Consider the following 20,429-nt stretch of genomic DNA (forward strand, 5'->3'; position numbering starts at 1 on the left):
ATGGAACCACAGCACGACAGCACACCACAGCACGGCAGCAGCGGTGTGACCGTGGTGGGCATGGGCGCGATCTCGGCGCTGGGCCCCACCGCCCGGCACCTGTGGGACGGTGCGCGCCAGGGGCAGGTCGGCATCCGCCCCGTACAGGCCATGGAGATGAACGGGCTCGACACCAAGCTCGGCGGCGAGGTGACCGATCCGGTGGAGCCCTCGCGCGGCTACCGGCATCCTGCGGGCTTCCGCGAGCGCCCGATCGAGCTCGCCCTGGTGGCCGCAGAGGAGGCCATGGCGGCGCTGCCCACGGGGCTGGTGGCCCCCGAGCGGTTCGGTGTGGTGCTCGGCACCTGCAATGCCGGGCTGCTCGCGGGACGGGAGTGGCTGAGAGCCGTACGGGACGGTGAAGTCCCCGACCCGGAGCTGGCGTTGCTGGTGACGCCGCAGGCGCTGGCCGAGTCGGTGGGCGCGGCGTTCCGGCTGCGGGGCCCGGTGCTCGCCGTGAACACCGCGTGCGCTTCGGGTGCCAATGCGATCGGGCTGGCCGCCGATCTGCTGCGCGCGGGCCGGGCCGACGCCGTGCTCGCCGGCGGCAGTGACGCCTTCTCGGACGTCTGCTTCGCCGGGTTCAACGCGCTCCAGTCGCTGTCGCCCGAGCCCGCCACGCCCTACGACGCGGGCCGGCAGGGACTCTCGCTCGGCGAGGGCAGCGGCATGGTCGTCCTGGTGCGCGCCGGCTTCGCCCGTGAGCACGGGCTGACCGCCGTCGCCGACATCGCCGGCTACGGCCTGTCCGCCGACGGCTTCCACTCCACCGCCCCGCACCCCGAGGGCCGGGGCGCGGCCAGGGCCATCGAGTCGGCGCTGCGGCTCTCCGGCATCGGCCCGGAGCAGATCGGCTACGTCAACGGACACGGCACCGGCACCCCCAAGAACGACCCGGCCGAGACCAACGCCATCCGGCGCGCGCTCGGCGAGGAGCAGGCGGCCCGTACCCCGGTCTCCAGCACCAAGTCCATGATCGGCCACATGCTCGGCGCCGCCGGGGCGGCCGAAGCCATCGTGACGGCGCGGGCGCTGGCCGACCAGGTGGCGCCGCCCACCGCCGGCTACCGCACGCCGGATCCCCAGTGCCCGCTCGACTACGTCCCGGGCCGCGCCAGGCCTTTGGACACCGGTGCCGCGCTCTCCAACAACTTCGCCTTCGGCGGTGCCAACGCCTCCCTGGTGCTGACCAGGACGGCGGACGGCCACCGCCCGCCGCGGCCGCACACCGACCGCGTGGTCATCACCGGTGTCGGACTGCTCAACCCGGCCGGCTCCACGGCGGCCGAGGTCTGGTCGGCGTACACCCGCGGCCAGTGCCCGGTCGAGTGGGAGGACGGACTGCGCCGCAGCCGGGTCGACTTCGACCCCGGCCCCTATCTGACCAAGCGAGAGCGGCGCCGGATGGACCGGCTCGCCCAGTTCTCCGTCGCCGCCACCGCCAGAGCCCTCGCGGACGCGGGCTTCGAGCCCGGCAGCGCGGCGGCCGAGGCGCTCGGCGTCATCTTCGGCACCGGTACGGGACCGATGGAGGCGATGGAGAAGTTCACCGCCCCGCTGCTCGCCGAGGGGCCCGCGGCCGCCGACCCGTCCGTCTTTCCGAACACCGTCTACAACCAGGCGGCCGGGCAGGTCGCGCTCCATCTCGGGCTGCGCGGCCCGACGTCGACGCTCTCGGTCGGCCACGCCACCGGCGCCGCCGCGCTCGCCTACGGCGTCGATCTGCTGGCGGCCGGGCACGCCGACGCCCTGGTGTGCACGGTCACCGACACACTGACCGACCAGGTGGGGCGGGCCTACGCGGCCCTCGGCGCGGCCTCCGGGCGCAGGCCGGGCGAGGCGGCCGACGGGCGGTTCACGCTCGCCGAGGGCAGTGTCGCCTTCGTGTTGGAGCGGCGCTCGGCGGCCATCGCGCGCGGCGCCACCCTTCTCGGCGAGCTGCTGGGTCACGGCATGGCGTCCGACGCCAGCCGGGCACGGCTCTGGGACGCGCGTGGCCGGGGCCTGGAGCGTGCCATGCGCGCGGCCCTGGAGGACGCCGGTCTGGCGCCGACCGGGGTGGACGCCGTCTGGCTCGCCTCGGCGGGGCTGAGCGCCGCCGACACCGCCGAGAGCCGGGCCGTGCGGCGGCTGTTCCACCCCTACAAGGTCCCGCGTCTGCACGCGCCGAAGACCGTCCTCGGCGAGCCGATGGGCGTCGGCGGGGCGCTGACGCTGGCGCTCGCCCTGCACCAGGGCCGCTTCGACCGCCGCCCGGTGCTGCTGAACAGTTCCTCGCTCGGCGGCTCCCATGTGTCGCTGGCCGCGCGCTGCGGCGCGGAGGAATGCCGTACCACTACGACATCTGGAGAAGCCCGATGAAGCTCCAAGGAAAGGTCGCCCTGGTCACCGGCGGTGCACGGGGCATCGGTGCCGCCGTCTGCCGCCGGCTGGCCGCCGACGGCGCCGCTGTCGCCATCAACTACCGCAGCTCCGAGGGCCCGGCCAAGGAGCTGGCCCGCGAGATCGAGGCGGAAGGTGGGCGCGCGATCCCCGTGCACGGCGACGTGGCGGTCCCCACCGCCGCCGAGGAGATGGTCCGGCAGAGCATCGACGACCTCGGCGGACTCGACATCCTCGTCAACAACGCCGGGGTGGCCCAGGACGCGCTCGTCTTCAGCATGGGGATGGACGACTGGCTGGACGTCATGAAGGTCAACTTCGGTGGCGTCTTCCACTGCACGAAGGCCGTGCTGCCGCACTTCATGAGCAAGGGCACCGGCGTCATCGTCAATGTCTCCTCCGTCATGGGCGAGCGCGGCTGGGTCGGCGAGTCGAACTACGCCGCGTCCAAGGGCGCGGTGAACGCCTTCACCCGCTGCTGCGCCATGGAGTCGGCGCGCTTCGGCATCCGTGTCAACGCGGTGCTGCCCGGCTTCGCCCCCACCGATCTGGTCGCGGGTCTGACGGAGGGCGCCACCGGCCGCTCCATCAAGAAGCAGATCCCGATGCGCGACTTCGGCGCGGTCGAGCAGATAGCGGACGTGGTCCGGTTCCTGAGCGGTCCCGAGTCCTCGTACATGACCGGCTCGCTGGTCAATGTGGACGGCGGCGCGATGACCGCGCTGGGTCTGGGGCGGCCATGAGCAGCCCCGAAGAGACCGCGCTGCGCTCCGGTGACCCCGGCGAGCTGCCGCGCGAGACGATGGAGCAGCGGGCGGACGAACTGCGGATCATCAAGGAGGAGCTGTACGCGGGTGACGCGGCCGCCACCGAACGACAGCGCGCCAAGGGCAAGCTGACGGTCCGGGAGCGGATCGAACACCTGCTGGACAAGGGGTCGTTCACCGAGATCGAGCCGCTGCGCCGACACCGTGCCACCGACTTCGGCATGGACCGCAGGCGCCCGCACGGCGACGGCGTCGTCGCCGGGTGGGGCCGGGTGCACGGGCGGGAAGTCCTGGTGTACGCCCATGACTTCAGGGTGTTCGGCGGTGCGCTCGGTGAGGCACACGCCCAGAAGATCCACAAGGTGATGGACCTGGCCGAGGCCAGTGGCGTCCCGCTGATCTCGCTGTGCGACGGGGCCGGGGCCCGCATCCAGGAGGGGGTGACCGCGCTCGCGGGATACGGCGGGATCTTCAGCCGCAACGTCCGGGCCTCCGGACGCATCCCGCAGATCAGTGTGGTGCTCGGCCCCTGCGCGGGCGGTGCCGCCTACTCCCCCGCGCTGACCGACTTCGTCTTCATGGTGCGCGGCACCTCGCAGATGTTCCTGACCGGGCCCGACGTGGTCCAGGCCGTCACCGGCGAAAAGCTCACCCAGGACGAACTGGGCGGCGCGGACATGCACGCCCAGGTCTCCGGCCTGGCCGCGTTCGCCCACGACGACGAGGAGTCCTGCTTCGAGGACGTGCGCCATCTGCTGTCCCTGCTGCCCTCCAACAACCGGGAGATGCCGCCGGCGGAGGTGTCCGAGGATCCGGCGGACCGCCCGGGCGACGCGCTCTTCGACATCGTCCCGGTCGACCCGCAGGCCGCGTACGACATGCGCCGGGTGATCGAGGAGATCGTCGACGACGGCGACTTCTTCGAGGTGCACGAGGGCTGGGGCACCAGTCTGGTCTGCGCCCTGGCACGGCTGGACGGGCACACGGTGGGTGTCATCGCCAACCAGCCGATGCGGATGGCCGGCGTGCTGGACATCCACTCCTCGGAGAAGGGCGCCCGGTTCGTGCAGACCTGCGACGCCTTCAACATCCCGCTGGTCACGCTGGTGGATGTGCCGGGCTTTCTGCCGGGGGCCGATCAGGAACGCGGCGGGATCATCCGGCACGGCGCCAAACTGCTGTACGCGTACTGCAATGCCACCGTCCCCCGCATCCAGGTCATCGTGCGCAAGGCCTACGGGGGCGCGTACATCGTGATGGACTCCCGCTCCATCGGCACCGACCTGTCCTTCGCCTGGCCGACCAACGAGATCGCGGTGATGGGCGCGGAGGGCGCCGCCAATGTCGTCTTCCGCAAGCGGATCGCCGCGGCCGACGACCCGCGGGCGGAGCGTGCCGAGGTGATCGAGGACTACCGACGCACCCTGATGCATCCCTACTACGCGGCGGAGCGCGGCCTGGTCGACGACGTCATCGACCCGCGCGACACCCGGGCGGTGTTGATCCGCTCGCTGGCTCTGCTGCGTGCCAAGTACGTGCCGCTCGTGGAGCGCAAGCACGGGAACCAGCCGCAGTGAGCGGCCCCGTGGAGCTGATCGTGGTCAGCGGGCGCCCCACCCCCGAGGAACTGTGCGCGGTGCTGGTGGCGCTCCGGCTGGCGACGGCGCCGGCCGCGCCCCCCGCGCGCCCGAGGCCGGCGCGCCGCACGGATCCCTGGCCGGTGCCGCGCTCCGCACCGGCGGCGGCGCCCGTTTCCTGGGCCCGCTGATCACGGTGTATCCGCGGTCCCCGCCGGCGGATCTGACAGTACGAGAACACCAAGCCGCACCCGCATCTCTCAGTTCCGCAATCTCTGAGTCCCGGAGGACCATCCATGGACCGCAACACCATCGTCGAAGCCGTGACCGAAGCCGTGATCGACGCCCTGGGCGCCGAGACCGACGAGGTCGTGCCCGAGGCCACCCTGCTGGACGACCTGGGCGCGGAGTCGATCGATCTGCTCGACATCCTCTTCCGCCTGGAGCGCTCGCTCGGCATCAAGATCCAGGCGGCGGAGCTGGCCGCCTACGTCCAGGGCGGCATACCGGACGAGGAGTTCGGCGACGAGAACGAGATCGTCTCCGCCGTCGGCCTGGCCCAGCTGAAGAAGGTCATGCCCCAGATCGACACCGACGAACTCGCCGGCAAGCTCCAGGCCACCCAGGTCATGGGCCTGTTCACCGTCGAGAACCTGGTCGGGCTCGTCGAGCACCGCGCCGCGCTTGCCGCGGTCTGAGGGGGACACTCCAGATGACCGCAGCAGTCCACATCATCGGCACCGGCGGCTATCAGCCCGGTGACCCGATCTCCACCGACGAGATCGCACGCCTCGTCGGGCCGCTGCCGGACGAGGTGCGCGAGGGCCTCTCCATCGAGCGCCGCTTCTGGATGATCGACCCGGCCACCGGCGAACACCGCGAGAACAACTCGGACATGGCCCACAAGGCCGCCGTACGGGCCCTGGACTCGGCCGGTCTGGAGCCCGGCGACATCGATCTGATCATCCTGGCCACCGGCACTCCGGACTATCCGCTGCCGCCGCTGGTCAACATGGTCCAGGAGCGTCTGGGCCTGGTGCGCTGCGCCACCCTGGAGATCCGCTCGGGCGGCGCGGGGGTCGTCCAGGGCCTGGATGTCGCCCGGATGTACCTGGAGTCGGGCGTCTACAAGACCGCGCTGGTCATCGGGAGCGAGGCCATCTCTCCCGTACTGGCGCCGATCTTCCTCGGCAAGGACCCGTACAAGATCCGGATGCGGGACCGGATGCCGGTCTACATGTTCGGCGACGGCGCCGGGGCGATCGTGCTGCGCGCCGAGGGGACCGCCGGGTCCGGTGGTCTGCTCGGCGCGGCGATGGAGGCCATCGGCGGCGACCGCAAGGCCGGCATCCATTCGGTGGGCGGCGGCACCCACGCTCCGATCCACGAGCAGCTCAAGGCCAAGCGGCTCGTCGACCTGAAGGTCGACGTGGTCGGTGCCGGGGACTTCACACCCGTGATGGTCACCGACGCGATCAGCGCCACCCTGCGGCGCAGCAAGGTGGACGTCGAGTCCATCGACCTGTGCCTGATCCCCGAGGGCAATGTCGGCTGGATGCTGGACGCCCTCCAGGAGCTGGGGTTGGACACCGCCGAGTGGAAGGCGCTCGACGGGAAGGTCTTCGACAGCCTCTCCACCATGGGGGCCGTGGGCTGTGCCGCGGTGCCGCTCTTCCTCGACGACGCCTGGCGCACCGGCCGCGTCAAGCCGGGCGACCGGCTGATGCTGGTCGGCGTCGAGTCCACCAAGTGGATCTACGCGGGCGCCGTCGTGGACTGGACCGCGGCCGCTCCGGCGGGCTGAGGGGAATCACCATGACGTCCCGTACCGGCCCCCAGCCGACCGCGGCCGAAGCGACCATCGGCGGGGTGGTCTCCGGACGGTTCCGGCAGGCCATGGGCAGGTTCCTCACCGGTGTGGCCGTGGTGACCTCGTGCGGCCCCGACGGGCCGCACGGGACCACCGTCTCCTCGCTGGCCTCGGTCTCCCTGGAACCGCCGATGCTGCTGGTCTGCCTGGCCCACACCTCGCGCGGGGCCCAAGCGATCGGCGCCACCGGTGTCTTCACCGTGAACGTGCTGGGCCGCGACCAGTCGGAGCTGGCCAGTTGGTTCGCCTCGTCGAGACGGCCGCTGGGCGCCGCGGGCTTCGCCGGCGTACGGCACCGCATCGGTGACAAGGGCGTCCCGGTGCTCGAGGGAGCCGTCGTCCATCTGGAGTGCCGGGTGGCCCAAGAGGTCGCCGCGGGCGACCACAGCGTCTTCATCGGAGAGGTCACCGGCATCGGCTTCGCCGAGCGGGCCGATCCACTCGTCTACCACCAAGGGCAGTTCCTGTCCCTGCGATGAACGCTCGGCCGCAGGTCGAAAGGGGGCCGGCGCGGACCACGCGCCGGCCCCCTGTCGCACACGGCGCGCCGGACATCCACGGAGGTACTCATGAATGACATCGCCTTCCTCTTCCCCGGGCAGGGCTCCCAGCGGCCCGGCATGGGCAGCGATCTGGTCGCACGCCACCCGGAGCTGCTGGAGCGCTACTACCGCCCCGCGGACGACCTGTTGGGGTTCGAATTGTCGCGGCTGTGCCTGGAGGGCTCCGCCGAGGACCTGGTGTCCACCGACATCACCCAGCCCGCCGTCTTCCTCACCAGCATCGCCGTCCTGGACGTGCTGCGCGGCCACGGCATCGCCCCGTCCGTGGTGGCCGGGCACAGCCTGGGCGAGTACGCGGCGCTGGTCTGCGCCGGGGTGCTGGAGTGGACCGACGCCCTGCGCCTCGTCCGCAGGCGGGGGCAGTTGATGGCTGGCGTCAACGAGCGTACGGCCGGAGCGATGGCGGCCGTCATCGGCCTGTCGGTGGAGCAGGTCGAAGAGCTCTGCGCTCACATACGGCAGCGGGACGGCGCGATCGTGGAGGTCGCCAACTACAACGACCCGGCGCAGCACGTCGTGTCCGGCCGGCGTGAGGCGGTCCGCGCGGTGATGGCGGCCGCCAAGGCGGCCGGTGCGGAGCGCTCGGTCCTCTTGAGGGTCGGGGCGCCCTTCCACTGCAGCCTCATGAAGGAGCTGGAAGAGGAGTTCACGACCGAGCTGGATCAGGTCGCGTTCTCGGACCCCGTACTGCCGGTGCTGGCGAATGTGACGGCGGCCCGCATACGTTCGGCAGCCGAGGCCAAGCACCTGCTGCGGCGTCAGCTGGCCGGGGCGGTGCGCTGGTCGGACACCTTGCGGGCGATCGAGGGCAGCGGCGTGCGGACGTTCGTCGAGGCGGGTCCGGGGCGGGTGCTGAGCGGCTTCTGCCGCACCACGCTCCCGGAGGCCGTCTGCCATCCGGCGGGTGAGATCCGGCGCGTCGAGCGGTTGCTCCGCGCCCTGGCCCCGGAATTGCGGATACCAGCCTGACGGAACTTCGCCCTTGCATACCGAGGGGTGGCCGGAAGGGGCGAGTCCCGCGAACGAAATACCGGTCGGTATTGTGGTTCGCGGGACTTTCCTTTACTCTCCATCTAGTTAAGGAGCGAACTAAATGGTGGAGGTGACCGGGGTGCACGACGCCGATGAAAACGCCGACGATGCGGCGCTGGGCAAACTCTCAGATGCCCTCGGGATACCCTCACGGGCGGCGGCCGAGAAGGCCAAGGCCCTCTTTCCCTTCATAGCGTTTGCAGCCGCGATGGACGATGGTGCGATGGATGACCGCGCGATGGACGACCGCGTGGTGAGCGACGGCCCGATGGACGACGAGGAGTCGCCGGCCGCACTGGACGACCGGCCTTCCGGCTCAGCCGGTCGACACCCGGCTGCACCGGGGCGCTGACCGCAGTTCGGAGCCGCTCTCCTCGGCGAATGCCCGCAGGCCCATCTTCTTGATGGAGTCGAAGAGCTTTCTGGCCTGTTCCGTACGGCCGGACTCGCGCTCCAGGGCGCGCCGCAAATGCTGCAGGCAGCGCCCGCGCATGGGCCCGATGGAGCCTCGGGCCAACCCCAGTGTGGCGCTCACCTCGTCGTACGACATCGGTGGTTCGGCCACCAGCAGGCCCAGCAGCGCCTGGCACTTGGGCGACAGGGAGCAGTAGGCGAGAAGCACCTCGTCACGGGTCTCGCGGTCCAGCGCCGTCTCCTCCGGCTGGTTCGCCGACGGCCGTGGCCGGTCGAACACCTCCGGGTCCTCCATCGGCGTGCTCCGGCCGGCCTTCTGGATGTGCTTGAGGCTCTCCCTGCGGGCCGAGACGGAGATCCAGTGGGCCAGCTTCTCCGGATCCCTCAGCTTCCCCAGGTGCTGGATGACGCGCATCCAGGTGGTCTGGCTGACGTCCTCGCAGTCGGCAGCGGACAGCCGGTGTCCGCGGGCGATGGCCCAAATCAGCGGTGTGTAACGGTCGACGATGCGGTTCCAGCTCTCCTGGTTCCCATCCAGACAATCGTCTACGAGTTCATGCAGAGCAAGGCCTTCCATTTCTCCCCCGTCATTCTCACGCGAGGAACAGGTTCAAGCCACAGTTCCCCACTACAGGCATCAACTATACGGCGGCCACAAGGCGCAGTGTCAACGCTTACTTAGGCGCAATCCACCCCGGAATGGTTCCCTCTTAACCTGGGAAAGGGCGGGCCGGCGCGCGGCTGGGAACAGACGGCAAACGCGTCTGGCCGGGCCGCCCTTGGGGCGGCCCGGCGCGCGACGCATCGCAGACTTCCGGCTATTCCTTCCCCGCCTCCACTGCTCGGTAGGGGCAGCGGGCCGCGGTGTCGGGCGGGGTGACGTCCGGCAGCGCGACGTCCGGCGCCGTGATCGCCCCGGGGGCGCGGTCCGTCACCGGACGGAGCGTCATCCGGATGCCGTGCTTGGCGCGCAGCGAGATGTCCGGCTGCATCACCACCGGGTGCCCCGGCACCATGTCCAGGTGGAACCGCTGGAGCAGGGAAGCGACCACGATGGTCAGCTCCATGTTGGCGAAGGCCATCCCGACGCAGTTGCGGGGACCTCCGACGTAGGGCACGTAGGCGTATCGGGGCCGGCCCGCCGAGCGCTCGCGGGTGAACCGCTCTGGGTCGAACCCCTCGGGGTTGTCCCAGAACTCCGGATTGCGGTGCGTGATGTACGTGCTGAGCAGCAGGAAGGACCCGGCGGGGATGTGATAGCCGCTCAGCACATCGTCCTGCAGTGGCATCCGCGCCACCTGCCACAGGGGCGGATAGAGGCGCAGCGCCTCCTGGATGAACAGCTTCAGGTACTTCAGCTGCGGCAGGTCCTCCATCGTCGGTGGCCGGCCCCCCAGTACCTGGAGGACCTCGGCCCTGGCCCGGTCGGTCTCGGCGGGGCGGGTGGAGAGCAGATGGCAGATCCACGACAGGGTCGCGGCCACCGTCTCGTGCCCGGCGATGAACAGCGTCATCACCTGGTCGCGCAGCTGCTCGTCCGTCATCAGCCGGCCCGTCTCGGGGTCGGGGGTGCGCATCAGCATCGACACGAGGTCCTGTGCCTCGCCGTCGGCCGGTCCGGCACGGCGCTCGGCGATCAGCCGGTACACCGTCTCGTCGAGCAGCTTGCGGGCGGCGGTGAAGCGGCGGTTGCGCGGGGTCGGCACCTTCTCGGGGATGTCCGCGACGGCGATCAACTTGTCGTTGATGTGCTCCAGTTGGACGGCGACCGCCGAGCCGAGGGCCAGCGCGTCACGTGACCAGTCCGCCTGGAAGAGGCACCGGGCCAGGATCTCCAGCGTCAGGCTCTGCATCTGCGTCCTGGCGTCCATCGACTCGCCGCGCCGCGCGAGTTGGTCCCACCGGTCCAGCATCCGCTGCGTGCTGTCCACCATCACGCCGGCGAACCGCTCCAGCGGCTCCCTGCGGAACGTCGGTGCGACGGTGCGCCGTTGGGCGCGCCACACCTCGCCCTCGGTGGTGACCAGGCCCTGGCCGACCGAGACCCCGACCTTGCGGTTGAAGTCGTCGGGGTGCGGATAGTTCTCGAAGTTGTCCGCCAGGATGTGCTTGAGGTCGTCGGGGTGCGTGACCAGCACCACCGGCACCGGTCCCCGGAACCGCACCAGGTCGCCGTGGTCCCGCCAGGCTCTGACGAACGTCTCCAAGGGGTTGCGGCGGAAGTCGAGCGCGGAGCCGAGCAGGGGCAGGCCCGGCGGACCCGGCGGGCGCCGCCGCGTGTCCGTACCGTTTCGCCCCGGCATCACACGGCTCCTTCGACGGCTGCCTTGTGGTGCTGCAGCCGCATCGGCATGCCGCCGCGCGGATACAGGAACACATTGGACGTGGGCTCGCAGACATGCCCGCCGGCCAGTGTCAGCCGGTAGTCCTGCAGGATCCGGGCGATCACCAGCGGCGCCTCCAGGACGGCGACGGACGATCCCGGGCACAGCCGCGGGCCGCGCGAGAAGGGGATGTACGCGTACAGCGGCGCGCCGCCGGTCGCGCTCTTCTCGAACCGTTCGGGCCGGAAACCTTCCGGGTTCTCCCAGAACTTCGGGTGACGGTGCATCAGGTAGGGACTGATGAAGACCTGGGAGCCGGCGGGGATGTGGTAGCCGCCGATCTCGTCGTCCTCGACCGGACTGCGGGACATGGTCCACACCGACGGGTAGAGCCGCAGCACTTCCTGGTAGAAGGCCCGCAGGTAGCGCAGTTTGGGCAGGTCCGACGCCGCGGGCGCGCGGTCCCCGCACACCTCGGCGACCTCGGCGCGCGCCTTGCGCTCCGACTCCGGGTGCCGTGACATCAACGAGAACGCCCACACCAGCGACAGCGCGGTCGTTTCGTACCCGCCGAGGAACATCGTCACGACCTCGTCGCGCAGCTGCTTGTCCGACATCCGGTCGCCGGTCTGGTCGTCCTGCGCGTTCAGGAAGCGGGTCAGCAGGTCGTCCGGGGGTGCCGGGTCCTTGCGCCGGTCGGCGATGAGCCCGTAGACGAAGGAGTCGAGTGTGGAGCGCGCCCGCAGGAACCGTGTGCGGGCCTTGCTCGGCAGTGACTGCGGAAGCTCCACGAAGCGCTGCAACCGCACATTGGTGTAGGCGTTGCAGATGCGCACCGCGCGGGCCAGCTCCCCCGCCCGGTCGCTGACATCGGTGCTGAACAGCGTCTGCATGACGATCGTCAGTGCCAGCCGGAACATCTCCGGCGTGATGTCGAAGGTCTCCTCGCGGGAGGCGCGCCCCCGCCACTCCCGCACCAGATCGCTGGTGGCCTCGACCATCGCGGGCCCGAAGCCGGAGATCCGGGATCCCTTGAAGGCGGGCTGGGCGAGCCGGCGCTGCCGGAAATGGAACTCGCCGTTGCTGGTGAACAGGCCCTGGCCGACCCAGGGCTCGAACTTGCCGACCGACAAAGGGTCCTTGGGGTAGTTGGGCTGCCGGTCGTCGAGGACGTGTTTGATGTGGTCCGGGTGCGCGAGCAGGAAGAGGGTGCGCTTGCCCGGCAGCCGGAAGCGGACGATGTCGCCGTACTCCCGCCAGGATCGGGTGAAGGTGCCGACCAGGTCACGGACGAGGTCGGGGCCGCAGCCGACCACCGGATACCCCGGCGGGCCCGGGGCCTGGCGCGGGCGGCCGCTCGTAGTCGGACTCATGGTGCCTCGCTCTGCTGGTGTGGCGGGGTTAACGGGTACGGATCTTGTGCTTGGCGACGTGCAGGATGTTGCCGAAGGTCAGCTTGAGGATGGTGCCGAGGCCGCTGCCCGGCTCGGGCGCCATCCCGCACTGCTCGACCATCGACGCGGTGCTCTCCTCGTGCCACAGCTCGGCGAACTTGCCGTCGCGCACGACGTGGAAGTCGAGGCCGGTCATCGTCATCCGCCTGCCGGTGCCGGGGAAGCCGTACAGCTCACCGCGGAAGGTGCCGGTCGCGGTCCAGCGGTCGACGACCTTGTCGCCCATGATGGTCACGTCGTCGAGCGAGAAGCGCAGGTCGGGGAAGGCGTCGTGCATCAACTGGACGGCGGCGCGGTGTCCGGCGGGCCCCTGCGGGCAGCCCGGCAGCGGCATGTGGTCCTGCCAGTCGGCCGCGAGCAGTTCGCGTTCGGTCTCGGCGTTGTTCTTGTCCCAGACCTCCTCGATGTAGCGGCGGGCCATCTCGTAGTAGGTCTTGTCGAGTGAGCCGTCGAAGTTGGCGGCGGTCTGGGTGTCGATGAAGGCGGGGCGGGACATGTGGTCCTCCAGGACGGTGAGTCGGTGCGATGCGGTGCGGGCCGCGGATGGCCCGCGGCTCACAGCTCCGGGCCGACGTCGGTGACACCGTCGGCGCGCAGGATCTGCTGGGCGGTGTGGCTGCCGGAGACGATCACCCGGAGCGCGCTGGCCGCCTGCGCCCAGTGACCGGAGAGGTACAGGCCCTCGATCGGGGTGTGGTAGGTGAGCCGCTTGCTGCCGGCCTGTGCCGGGGTGTTCTCCCAGCCGTAGGCCGCGCCGCGGTGGTTGCCCGTGAAGCGCTCCAGGGTCAGCGGCGTCGAACTGCTGACGAAGGTGAGCTTGTCCTTGAACCCCGGATAGAGCCGCTCGATCAGGTCGAGGTACTTCGCCTCCAGCTTCGGCTTCAGCTCGGCCCAGGGCTCGGGGCCTTCGTAGGGAGCCAGTGCCGTCGAGGTGACCAGGTGCTCCCCGGGCGGGCCGAGGCTCGGGTCGAGGAGCGTGGGCACGACCACCACGGTGGCCGGGGCCTCGCCCGCGGAGAAACCGGCGAAGTTGGCGTCGTGGTCGTGGCTGTCGTAGATGAAGGTCTCGTGCGCGCCGCCGGCGGCGGCGATGTCCAAGGTCGTCGCGGCGTACACCACGAACATCGACATGGAGCCCTTGAGCGAGCGCAGCCTGCGGTGGTACGCCTTCGGGAGGTGTTCGAGGCCCACCAGGTCGTGGAAGGTGTGCGTGGCGTCCGCGTTGGAGATCACGACGGGTGCGCGCAGTTCCTGCCCGCCGGCCAGGACCACGCCCTCCGTACGGCCGTCCCGCACCACGATCTTCTCGACGCCGGAGTTGGTGACGATCTTGCCGCCGTCGCGCTCGATCGCCGTGGTGAAGGCCTTGACGAGGTGCTGGAAGCCGCCTTTGCAGTGGTAGAGGCCGTGCATCTGGGTGTAGAGGAAGCGGGCAAACAGCTCGAAGGACAGCTGCGAGGGCGGCAGTCCCATGTAGGGCCAGCCCGCGCTGCAGAAGGCCTTGCAGCGCGGGTCCTCGATGAACCGGTCCATGACGTCGCCGAGGGTGGACATCCGGTTCCCGAAGAGGGTGGGGAACTTCTCGACGGCCGCGCCCAGTTCCTGCGGGGAGAGCTGGAGGGGCACCTGGTGGGCCTCTTCGAGGAACTTCTCGCAGAGCCCGAAGAAGCCCCTGATGCCCGCCTCCTCGTGCGGGAAGAGCGCGGTGTGCGCGGCGATGAACGCCTCGGAGCCGAATGGTGCGTCCAGCACGTCGTCGTCGATCACCACGCGGTACAGCGCGTCGGATTCGACGAACTCGCACATCTCGCGCACGTCGAGGTAGCGCAGCAGCACGTCGATGGTGCCGCCCTCGGCGGCGCCGGGCACGACGTGGATGGCCGGGTCGTAGTAGCGCTCACCGGCCCGGAAGGCGTGTGCGTAGCCGCCGATGCCCTGTGCCTTCTCGGCCACCAGGACGCGCCGGCCGAACTTGGCCAGGAAGGCGGCGGCGGCCAGGCCGCCCAGGCCGCTGCCGACGACGATGACGTCGTAGTCGTCCTCGGTGGCGGGTGGTTCCTTCGTCGGCATGACTCTCCCAAGGGATCGAGGTGCTTCGCTGGTCTTCACGGCCGGCTCGGCGACCGGTCTCTCAGGTAGAGATCCGCGCGGGACGTTCCGGGATACGCCTCGGGCCCTACTGACGTCCGCCGGTGCGGCGGGCTTTGCGCCGCAGCCAGGTGAACCGTGCGGCGCTGGTGAAGGTGTGGGCGAGCTGACCGAGCGGGCCGGCTTCCTTCGGCGGGACCACGCCCAGCTGGGTCAGCATGCCCACGAAGTCCGCCTCCTGGTGGAACTCCAGCAGGCGTCCGTGCTCGTCCCAGCGCTCAAGGATCATCTCGTCGATGGACACGAAGCGGCCGGTCGGCGGGATGCCCAGCAGCTCTCCGGTCTGGGTCCCGCTGAACCGCACCCGGCTGGCCACCCATTCGCCTTCGGCGATCATGTCGAGCAGGTCGATGCGCAGGTCCGGCTTGGCCCGCCATATCTGCTGCATCAGGTCGAGGAACTGCTTGTTGTCGAGGCGCGGGTGGCCGGGCAGGGTGTACGTGCACGCGGGGTCGGCCATGTCGTCGAGCACCGTCACGTCCTTGACGCGCCAGCAGCGCTCGAGGAGTTCATGGGCCGCGTCCTTCGGCTCGCGGCGGCCGGGGACGGTTTCGGCCGCCGCGGCCTGTCCCGAAGAGGAGGTGGTGCTGGTCATGGTGGCGTGCTCCTTCCGCCGGGGCCTCACGCCCCGTGCGCTTGCGTGGTCTCCGTGATGCCGTGATGTTCGTGATGTCCGTGGTCTCCATGGCCGACGGTGCGGCTCACGGGTCAGCTGTGGGGCCCGCGCTTCACGCGGCGGACCGCTGCCGCAGTGCGTCCTTCGCCTTGAGGACGCCGAACCGGCCCATGAGCTTGAAGGTGTGCGCTATCTGGCCGAGCGGACCCGCGTCCCTGGGCGGCACCACGCCGAGTTGGTCCATCACGCCCATGTAGTCGGCCTGCTGCCACAGCTCGGCGACCTTCCGGCCCTCGAAACGGAGAATGATCATCTCGGTGAGCACCGTGGCCACGCCGGTGGGCGGGATGCCCATCAGGTCGCCCCGGTGCGTGCCGGTGAGCACGGCCTGCATGAACACCCGGTCTCGCTCCTGGACCTGCACGAGGATCCGCTCCTGGAGGTCGGGCAGCGCCTTGCGCAGATCTGCGCCCATCTTCTTGAAGTCCGCGGGCCCGTACACGTCGGGAAGGCCCGGGAAGTGGCCGACGAAGTGCGGCAGGAAGTACTCGTCTATGGCGCCGAGATCGGCGTGGTTCCAGACCCGGTCCGCGATGTGGGCGGCCAGCTCCTTCAGTTCCTCCCGTTCAGGCTGCGCGGTCTGTCCGGGGCTCGTGGTCTGTTCGGTCTGTTCGGGCTTCGCCATGAGGTGTTCCTTCATATGAGGTGTTCCTTCACCGGGTGGGTGGAGAGCGACGGTCCTTGCGGGCTACGGGGCGAGCCCCGGGATGGGCCTGCCCGGGCCGGTGAACATGCGGCTGAGGGCGAACGGGGCGACGGACAGCAGCCCGTCCCGTACGAACGGAGAGAGGCGCTGCATGCGGGCGGCGCGCCGGGCGTTGACGTACATGCCGCGAACCCGGGGGAAGCGTGCCTTCTCGTAGTCGCGCAGCGCGGCCGTCGCCTCACCGGCCGCCGCGAGGCGCACGGCGAGTACTGCCGCGTCCTCCATCGCCAGGCAGGCGCCCTGGCCCAGGTTCGGCATGATCGTGTGGGCGGCGTCGCCGAGCAGCGTGACCGCTCCGCGCCCCCAGTCGGAGACCGGCTTGCGGTCCCGGATGTCGTCCCGCCACAACGAGTCCGCCGGGGTGGCCGCGACCAACTCCTTGATCACCGGGGACCAGCCCTCGGTGTAGGGCGATCCGTCGGTCGGCATTCGGACGGTCGGGGCCTGCAGGAACCAGTACGTGCGGTCGCCGGGGAGGCCGAGGATGCCGGCCGCTCCGGTCGGCCCGAAGATCATGTCCAGTGCGATGCCGCCCGGCCAGGGCCTGGGGACCACTCCCTGCCAGCCGGTGATCATGGGCTGGTCCAGCGTGTTCTGGTGGGCGGGGAGCAGGGAGCGGCGTACCGCCGAGCCGACGCCGTCGGCCCCGACGACGACATCGGCTCGCAGCTCCTCCCCGCTGGTGAGCCGGACGCCGCCCTGCGGGGTCACCGAGGCCACCTCGCAGCGGAAGCGGATGTCGGCCCCGCACGCATCCGCGAGGACGGTGAGCAGTTCGGGCCGGGTGACGCTGAGCGCGGGGAATCCGACGCGCTCCCCCCAGCTCGCCATGTCGATGACGGTGAGCTTCCGTCCGCTGTTGACCCGCAGCGTCGCGGAGGTGATGGGCTCGGCCACTTTCCGCACCGCGTCGAGGAGCCCCGCGCTGTGCAGTGCCGCGGTGGCGTTGGGCCACACCGTGAAGCCGAGGCCGCGGGCGCGCACCGCGTCCGCCCGCTCCAGCACCGTCACGTCGATGCCGCGGCGCGTGAGGGCGCCCGCGAGCGTGAGCCCGCCTATGCCACCGCCCGTGATGATCGCTTTCCGGACAGACATCAGGTTCTACTCCGATTCAGATAGGTCGGCCAAGGCGCTCCGCCGAATCAGGTGGGGCGGGCCGCCTCCCGGCGCGCCGCTCCGCTCGCCGTCAGGCCGGTGCCCGTGTCCGCCCCGTCCGGTGTGGTGTCTGTGCCGACGGCGGGCGGTTTCCTGGCTGCCTTGCGTGGAAGGACGAGCAGGGCGGCGACCACGCCGAGTGCGGTGGCCCCGGCGCCGATCAGCATGGCGTCGCCCAGGCCTTCGACGAAGGCCTCATGGGCGGCGGTCAGCAACTGACTGCCCCGTTCGCCGCCGATCTCGGCGGCCACTCCCCCGGCGGCGCCCACCGAGTCCGACGCGGCGTCGGCGGCCTCGGCGGGCATCTTGTCGAGCGCGGGCAGCGCGTCGCGGTAGGAGGTGGAGAGCACGCTGCCGATGACGGCGATGCCCAGGGCGCCGCCGACCTGCATGGAGGCGTCGGTCACCGCGGAGCCGGCGCCGGACTGTCCGGACGGGGCGGCGGCCAGCATGGCGTCGGCCGCGGCCGGCATGGCCAGCCCCATCCCGAGGCCGAAGAAGGCCAGGCTCCACAGGATGCGGGGCTCGGAGTCGGTCCCGGCCCCCGCCGTCAGCAGGAGAGCAGCGGTGATCAGCGAGAGTCCCAGGGCCACCACGGCCTTCAGGCCGATCCGCTCCACGAGCCGCGGGCTGAGGGGGGCGCCGACGATCATCGTGGCGATGGGCAGCAGGCGCAGCCCCGCCTCCAGCGGTTCATGGGCCAGCACGAACTGCAGGTACTGGGTGAGCACGAACAGCGCGCCGAACATGCCGAAGGAGATCGCGGTGATGGCCAGTGCCGAGCCGCTGAACCGCTTGTCGCGCAGGAGTTCCGGGGAAAGCATCGGGAAGGGGGTGTGCCGCTCCCAGAACGCGAAGCCGAATAGCAGCGTCACGCTGACGGCGAGCGAGACCAGGGTGATCCCGTCGGTCCAGCCGTTCCTGGAGGCTTCCACCAGGCCGTAGACGAGGGCCGCGAGTCCGGCGGCCGACAGCAGCGCGCCGAGCAGGTCCAGCGAGCCGGAGCGGTCGCGGTTGCGCGACTCGGGGATCAGGAGGGCGCCGCCGACCAGGGCCACGACCACGACCGGCGCGTTGATGAGGAACACCGAGCCCCACCAGAAGTGGTCGAGCAGCAGGCCGCCCACCACCGGGCCGAGCGGCACGCCGAGCGCTGCCGTGCCGGCCCAGATGCCGATGGCCTTGGCCTGCTCCTCGGCCGGGAAGACGTCCTTGATGATGGCGAGGGTGGCGGGCATGATCATCGCCGCGCCCGCGCCCATGGCCGCGCGCACCGCGATCAGCGTGGTGGAGTCGGTGGAGAAGGCGGCCGCCAGCGAGAACGTCAGGAACAGCACCATGCCCGCCATCAGCAGACGGCGGCGCCCGAACCGGTCGGCCAGGCTGCCGCAGAGCAGCAGCAGACCGCCGAAGGCCAGCGTGTACGAGTCGACGATCCACTGCATCTCGGTGCTGCTCGACCCGAGATCCGTCTGGATCTTGGGCAGCGCCAGATTGAGGATCAGGTTGTCCAGGCCGATCAGCACCAGGCTCATGCACAGCACGGCCAGGATCTTCCAGCGGTGCCGGTGAACGGTTGAACGGTCCACGGTCATCTCTCTTTCGTGGTGCGGGTACCGCGCCCGGACAGGGAGCGACAGTTGCCTGTCGGTCATGGAGATCCGCGGGGCGGGGAGCTGGATACAGCGCGGGGCCGCGGAGTCCGGCGTGCACCGGACCGCGCCGGCGCCGTGGTCAGGTGGTGCGGGACCCGTCCGTGCGGGCCGCGCGCTCGGCCCGGCGGCCGATGGCGGCGAGCCAGTCACGGCGGATCAGGGCGCTGAACGGTTCGATGACCAGCCAGTACGGGCGGAAGCGGCGCGCCGCGCCCTCGTCGATGGCGTAGACCCGGGTCTCGGTGATCAGCCGCGTTCCGGTGCCTTCGGGCTCGGTCCACAGCGCGTAGGCGCCCTTGACGAAGTGGGGCCGTGCGAACGTCTCGTAGTCGGCCGGGGTGAGCCCGGGGACCACCGCCTTGGACACGATGGGATTCCACGGCTGGCCGGCGAAGCCCAGGACGAGGTCCGCGTCCGGCACGTCGTCCAGGACGATGAAGCCCAACTGCCGCATGGCGCTCAGCGTGTCGGCGTCCGCCGCCGCCCGCTGCGCGGCACCCCGGCGCAGCAGTCGGGAGGGCAGACTGCGCGCCGCGACCAGCGGGCGCACGAGCCGCATCTCATGCCCCCGCACCTCGCGGACGGCCCGGGAGACCGTGGCGGGCGGCGCGGCGACGAAACGGTCGTGGCGAGTGCTCCAGTGGCTCACGGGGAGCCACGCGTCCAGACGCCCGGTCATGGCCCCTCAGCTCCCGCGCCATCCGTGGCCTGCGCACGCTTCAGCATGGTTCCTCCTCGACTGCGTGGCCGGGACGGGCGATCCAGGCCCTCACGACTTACAGTACCGCAGTTTCGGAACTCCGGTATCGTATACTGAGGTCATGCCGAGCCAAGCACCACGCATGGGACGCCCCAGGGACAGCCAGATCGACCAGGCCGTCCTCCTGGCCGCGCGCGAACTCCTCACCGAGACCGGCTACACCCGCGTCACCATGGACGCGACCGCCGCCCGCGCGGGGGTGGGCAAGGCCGCCATCTACCGCAGGTTCGGCTCCAAGGCCGAACTGCTCTTCGCGGCCGCCGTGCACGGCATGGACATCGAGCCCCCGCCGGATTCCGGCTCGCTGCGCGACGATCTCCGCGCGATGGCCCGCGTCATCCACGAACGTCTCTCCAGCCCCGCCGCCCGCGAGGTGATCCCCGCGCTCCTGGCCGAGATGTCCCGCGACGCCGAACTCGCCGCCCGGTTGCGGAACACCTTCGTCGCCCGGGAGCGCAGGGACCTCGCCGCGATCATCGAGCGCGCCCTGCAGCGCGGCGAACTGCACCGGGCACCGGATCCCGCGCTGGCACACATGCTGCTGGGCGGCCCGCTCTTCCTCGCCCTGCTGGTCCTGCCCAGCCCGATGAACGGCGCCCAGTTGGACGTCGTCGCATCAGTGGTGGCGGCGGGGCTCATCGCCCATGCCGACGAAGCTCCGGCCGACTGAGGGCGGTCCGGAGCCAGAGCCATGATCCGGAGCCGGAGCCATCCTGGCCCCCGGGTTTCAGCGCCTGCGCCGGGCCGCCGTCAGGGCCACGAGGGACAGCACGGCGCCCAGCAGCATCAGCTTGCGCCTGCGGCCTCGGGGGGCCGCCTGCTCGTCGTCCTGGTCCGGGAATTCAGCAGTCGTCACGGAGCTCTCCTCACAAGGGCGTTGATGATGTACGCCCTCCCAGATCCGCGC

At 70.8% G+C, this 20,429-nt stretch carries 21 protein-coding genes; 10 read left to right on the top strand and 11 right to left on the bottom strand.

The window, feature by feature from the left end; genetic code table 11:
- The 9 genes from ABZ385_RS16340 to ABZ385_RS16380 all read left to right on the top strand — a co-directional run bounded on the left by ABZ385_RS16340 (position 1) and on the right by ABZ385_RS16380 (position 8,582).
- Positions 1-2,400, top strand: a complete 2,400-nt coding sequence (locus ABZ385_RS16340) for a beta-ketoacyl-[acyl-carrier-protein] synthase family protein (protein WP_358911864.1) — start codon at positions 1-3, stop codon at positions 2,398-2,400.
- Entirely contained in the window at positions 2,397-3,164 is a 768-nt protein-coding gene (locus ABZ385_RS16345; RefSeq protein ID WP_358700310.1) for a 3-oxoacyl-ACP reductase family protein, read from the top strand. Before ABZ385_RS16340 ends, ABZ385_RS16345 begins: the two co-directional genes overlap by 4 nt.
- Before the next feature lie 59 nt (positions 3,165-3,223).
- Positions 3,224-4,765 carry an acyl-CoA carboxylase subunit beta gene (locus ABZ385_RS16350; RefSeq protein WP_358911947.1) on the top strand — a complete coding sequence of 514 codons (1,542 nt, stop codon included), beginning with the start codon at positions 3,224-3,226 and terminating at the stop codon, positions 4,763-4,765.
- Positions 4,762-4,956, top strand: coding sequence for an acyl-CoA carboxylase epsilon subunit (locus ABZ385_RS16355; RefSeq protein ID WP_358911866.1), 195 nt, complete (start codon positions 4,762-4,764; stop codon positions 4,954-4,956). The genes ABZ385_RS16350 and ABZ385_RS16355 overlap by 4 nt, the downstream gene beginning before the upstream one ends.
- 105 nt (positions 4,957-5,061) lie before the next feature.
- Complete coding sequence (locus ABZ385_RS16360) at positions 5,062-5,463, top strand: phosphopantetheine-binding protein (protein WP_358578289.1); 402 nt, start codon at positions 5,062-5,064, stop codon at positions 5,461-5,463.
- Between the two features lie 14 nt (positions 5,464-5,477).
- Entirely contained in the window at positions 5,478-6,569 is a 1,092-nt protein-coding gene (locus ABZ385_RS16365) for a 3-oxoacyl-ACP synthase III family protein (protein WP_358697266.1), read from the top strand.
- Positions 6,570-6,580: 11 nt separating this feature from the next.
- Positions 6,581-7,114, top strand: coding sequence for a flavin reductase family protein (locus tag ABZ385_RS16370; protein WP_358578294.1), 534 nt, complete (start codon positions 6,581-6,583; stop codon positions 7,112-7,114).
- 90 nt (positions 7,115-7,204) lie between these two features.
- Complete coding sequence (gene fabD / locus ABZ385_RS16375; protein WP_358578296.1) at positions 7,205-8,167, top strand: ACP S-malonyltransferase; 963 nt, start codon at positions 7,205-7,207, stop codon at positions 8,165-8,167.
- A gap of 124 nt (positions 8,168-8,291) precedes the next feature.
- Positions 8,292-8,582: a hypothetical protein gene (locus tag ABZ385_RS16380; RefSeq protein ID WP_358697269.1), complete on the top strand. Its 291-nt coding sequence runs from the start codon at positions 8,292-8,294 to the stop codon at positions 8,580-8,582.
- On the opposite strand, the gene ABZ385_RS16385 is transcribed toward ABZ385_RS16380, so the two are convergent.
- From ABZ385_RS16385 to ABZ385_RS16430, 10 genes are all read right to left on the bottom strand, one after another.
- Positions 8,547-9,221 (bottom strand): sigma-70 family RNA polymerase sigma factor, encoded by a 675-nt coding sequence (locus tag ABZ385_RS16385; protein ID WP_358697270.1) that lies wholly within the window; start codon positions 9,219-9,221, stop codon positions 8,547-8,549. The genes ABZ385_RS16380 and ABZ385_RS16385 overlap by 36 nt on opposite strands.
- 241 nt (positions 9,222-9,462) lie before the next feature.
- Positions 9,463-10,947 carry a cytochrome P450 gene (locus tag ABZ385_RS16390; RefSeq protein WP_358911868.1) on the bottom strand — a complete coding sequence of 495 codons (1,485 nt, stop codon included), beginning with the start codon at positions 10,945-10,947 and terminating at the stop codon, positions 9,463-9,465.
- A complete protein-coding gene (locus ABZ385_RS16395) occupies positions 10,947-12,341 on the bottom strand; it encodes a cytochrome P450 (protein WP_358911869.1) in 1,395 nt (464 codons plus the stop codon). Before ABZ385_RS16395 ends, ABZ385_RS16390 begins: the two co-directional genes overlap by 1 nt.
- Before the next feature lie 28 nt (positions 12,342-12,369).
- Positions 12,370-12,918 (bottom strand): ester cyclase, encoded by a 549-nt coding sequence (locus ABZ385_RS16400; RefSeq protein WP_358697272.1) that lies wholly within the window; start codon positions 12,916-12,918, stop codon positions 12,370-12,372.
- Positions 12,919-12,977: 59 nt separating this feature from the next.
- Positions 12,978-14,492: an NAD(P)/FAD-dependent oxidoreductase gene (locus ABZ385_RS16405; protein ID WP_358911871.1), complete on the bottom strand. Its 1,515-nt coding sequence runs from the start codon at positions 14,490-14,492 to the stop codon at positions 12,978-12,980.
- Between the two features lie 106 nt (positions 14,493-14,598).
- The gene (locus ABZ385_RS16410) at positions 14,599-15,165 is read right to left on the bottom strand and encodes an ester cyclase (RefSeq protein ID WP_358578311.1); all 567 of its coding nucleotides are present in this window, start codon (positions 15,163-15,165) and stop codon (positions 14,599-14,601) included.
- 133 nt (positions 15,166-15,298) lie between these two features.
- Positions 15,299-15,871: an ester cyclase gene (locus ABZ385_RS16415; protein ID WP_358578313.1), complete on the bottom strand. Its 573-nt coding sequence runs from the start codon at positions 15,869-15,871 to the stop codon at positions 15,299-15,301.
- A 63-nt stretch (positions 15,872-15,934) separates the two neighbouring features.
- The gene (locus ABZ385_RS16420) at positions 15,935-17,047 is read right to left on the bottom strand and encodes an NAD(P)/FAD-dependent oxidoreductase (protein ID WP_358911873.1); all 1,113 of its coding nucleotides are present in this window, start codon (positions 17,045-17,047) and stop codon (positions 15,935-15,937) included.
- A gap of 47 nt (positions 17,048-17,094) precedes the next feature.
- Positions 17,095-18,696 (bottom strand): MFS transporter, encoded by a 1,602-nt coding sequence (locus ABZ385_RS16425; protein WP_358911875.1) that lies wholly within the window; start codon positions 18,694-18,696, stop codon positions 17,095-17,097.
- Between the two features lie 145 nt (positions 18,697-18,841).
- Positions 18,842-19,441 carry a hypothetical protein gene (locus ABZ385_RS16430; RefSeq protein ID WP_358578321.1) on the bottom strand — a complete coding sequence of 200 codons (600 nt, stop codon included), beginning with the start codon at positions 19,439-19,441 and terminating at the stop codon, positions 18,842-18,844.
- Positions 19,442-19,583: 142 nt separating this feature from the next.
- On the opposite strand from ABZ385_RS16430, the gene ABZ385_RS16435 reads away from it, so the two are divergent.
- Positions 19,584-20,192: a TetR/AcrR family transcriptional regulator gene (locus tag ABZ385_RS16435; RefSeq protein ID WP_358911877.1), complete on the top strand. Its 609-nt coding sequence runs from the start codon at positions 19,584-19,586 to the stop codon at positions 20,190-20,192.
- A gap of 57 nt (positions 20,193-20,249) precedes the next feature.
- Here the strand turns inward: ABZ385_RS16435 and ABZ385_RS16440 are convergent, their stop codons facing one another.
- Positions 20,250-20,378: a hypothetical protein gene (locus ABZ385_RS16440; protein WP_358911879.1), complete on the bottom strand. Its 129-nt coding sequence runs from the start codon at positions 20,376-20,378 to the stop codon at positions 20,250-20,252.
- Positions 20,379-20,429: the final 51 nt, after the last annotated feature.

Source organism: Streptomyces sp. NPDC005898, from assembly GCF_040629635.1.
Lineage (GTDB): Bacteria > Actinomycetota > Actinomycetes > Streptomycetales > Streptomycetaceae > Streptomyces.

What these genes read in the sequence shown, in the direction of transcription:
- ABZ385_RS16340 (WP_358911864.1), top strand. Translation starts at nt 1, where the DNA reads ATGGAACCACAGCACGACAGCACACCACAGCACGGCAGCAGCGGTGTG.
- ABZ385_RS16345 (WP_358700310.1), top strand. Translation starts at nt 2,397, where the DNA reads ATGAAGCTCCAAGGAAAGGTCGCCCTGGTCACCGGCGGTGCACGGGGC.
- ABZ385_RS16350 (WP_358911947.1), top strand. Translation starts at nt 3,224, where the DNA reads ATGGAGCAGCGGGCGGACGAACTGCGGATCATCAAGGAGGAGCTGTAC.
- ABZ385_RS16360 (WP_358578289.1), top strand. Translation starts at nt 5,062, where the DNA reads ATGGACCGCAACACCATCGTCGAAGCCGTGACCGAAGCCGTGATCGAC.
- ABZ385_RS16365 (WP_358697266.1), top strand. Translation starts at nt 5,478, where the DNA reads ATGACCGCAGCAGTCCACATCATCGGCACCGGCGGCTATCAGCCCGGT.
- ABZ385_RS16370 (WP_358578294.1), top strand. Translation starts at nt 6,581, where the DNA reads ATGACGTCCCGTACCGGCCCCCAGCCGACCGCGGCCGAAGCGACCATC.
- fabD (WP_358578296.1), top strand. Translation starts at nt 7,205, where the DNA reads ATGAATGACATCGCCTTCCTCTTCCCCGGGCAGGGCTCCCAGCGGCCC.
- ABZ385_RS16380 (WP_358697269.1), top strand. Translation starts at nt 8,292, where the DNA reads ATGGTGGAGGTGACCGGGGTGCACGACGCCGATGAAAACGCCGACGAT.
- ABZ385_RS16385 (WP_358697270.1), bottom strand. Translation starts at nt 9,221, where the DNA reads ATGGAAGGCCTTGCTCTGCATGAACTCGTAGACGATTGTCTGGATGGG.
- ABZ385_RS16390 (WP_358911868.1), bottom strand. Translation starts at nt 10,947, where the DNA reads ATGCCGGGGCGAAACGGTACGGACACGCGGCGGCGCCCGCCGGGTCCG.
- ABZ385_RS16395 (WP_358911869.1), bottom strand. Translation starts at nt 12,341, where the DNA reads ATGAGTCCGACTACGAGCGGCCGCCCGCGCCAGGCCCCGGGCCCGCCG.
- ABZ385_RS16400 (WP_358697272.1), bottom strand. Translation starts at nt 12,918, where the DNA reads ATGTCCCGCCCCGCCTTCATCGACACCCAGACCGCCGCCAACTTCGAC.
- ABZ385_RS16405 (WP_358911871.1), bottom strand. Translation starts at nt 14,492, where the DNA reads ATGCCGACGAAGGAACCACCCGCCACCGAGGACGACTACGACGTCATC.
- ABZ385_RS16410 (WP_358578311.1), bottom strand. Translation starts at nt 15,165, where the DNA reads ATGACCAGCACCACCTCCTCTTCGGGACAGGCCGCGGCGGCCGAAACC.
- ABZ385_RS16415 (WP_358578313.1), bottom strand. Translation starts at nt 15,871, where the DNA reads ATGGCGAAGCCCGAACAGACCGAACAGACCACGAGCCCCGGACAGACC.
- ABZ385_RS16420 (WP_358911873.1), bottom strand. Translation starts at nt 17,047, where the DNA reads ATGTCTGTCCGGAAAGCGATCATCACGGGCGGTGGCATAGGCGGGCTC.
- ABZ385_RS16430 (WP_358578321.1), bottom strand. Translation starts at nt 19,441, where the DNA reads ATGACCGGGCGTCTGGACGCGTGGCTCCCCGTGAGCCACTGGAGCACT.
- ABZ385_RS16435 (WP_358911877.1), top strand. Translation starts at nt 19,584, where the DNA reads ATGCCGAGCCAAGCACCACGCATGGGACGCCCCAGGGACAGCCAGATC.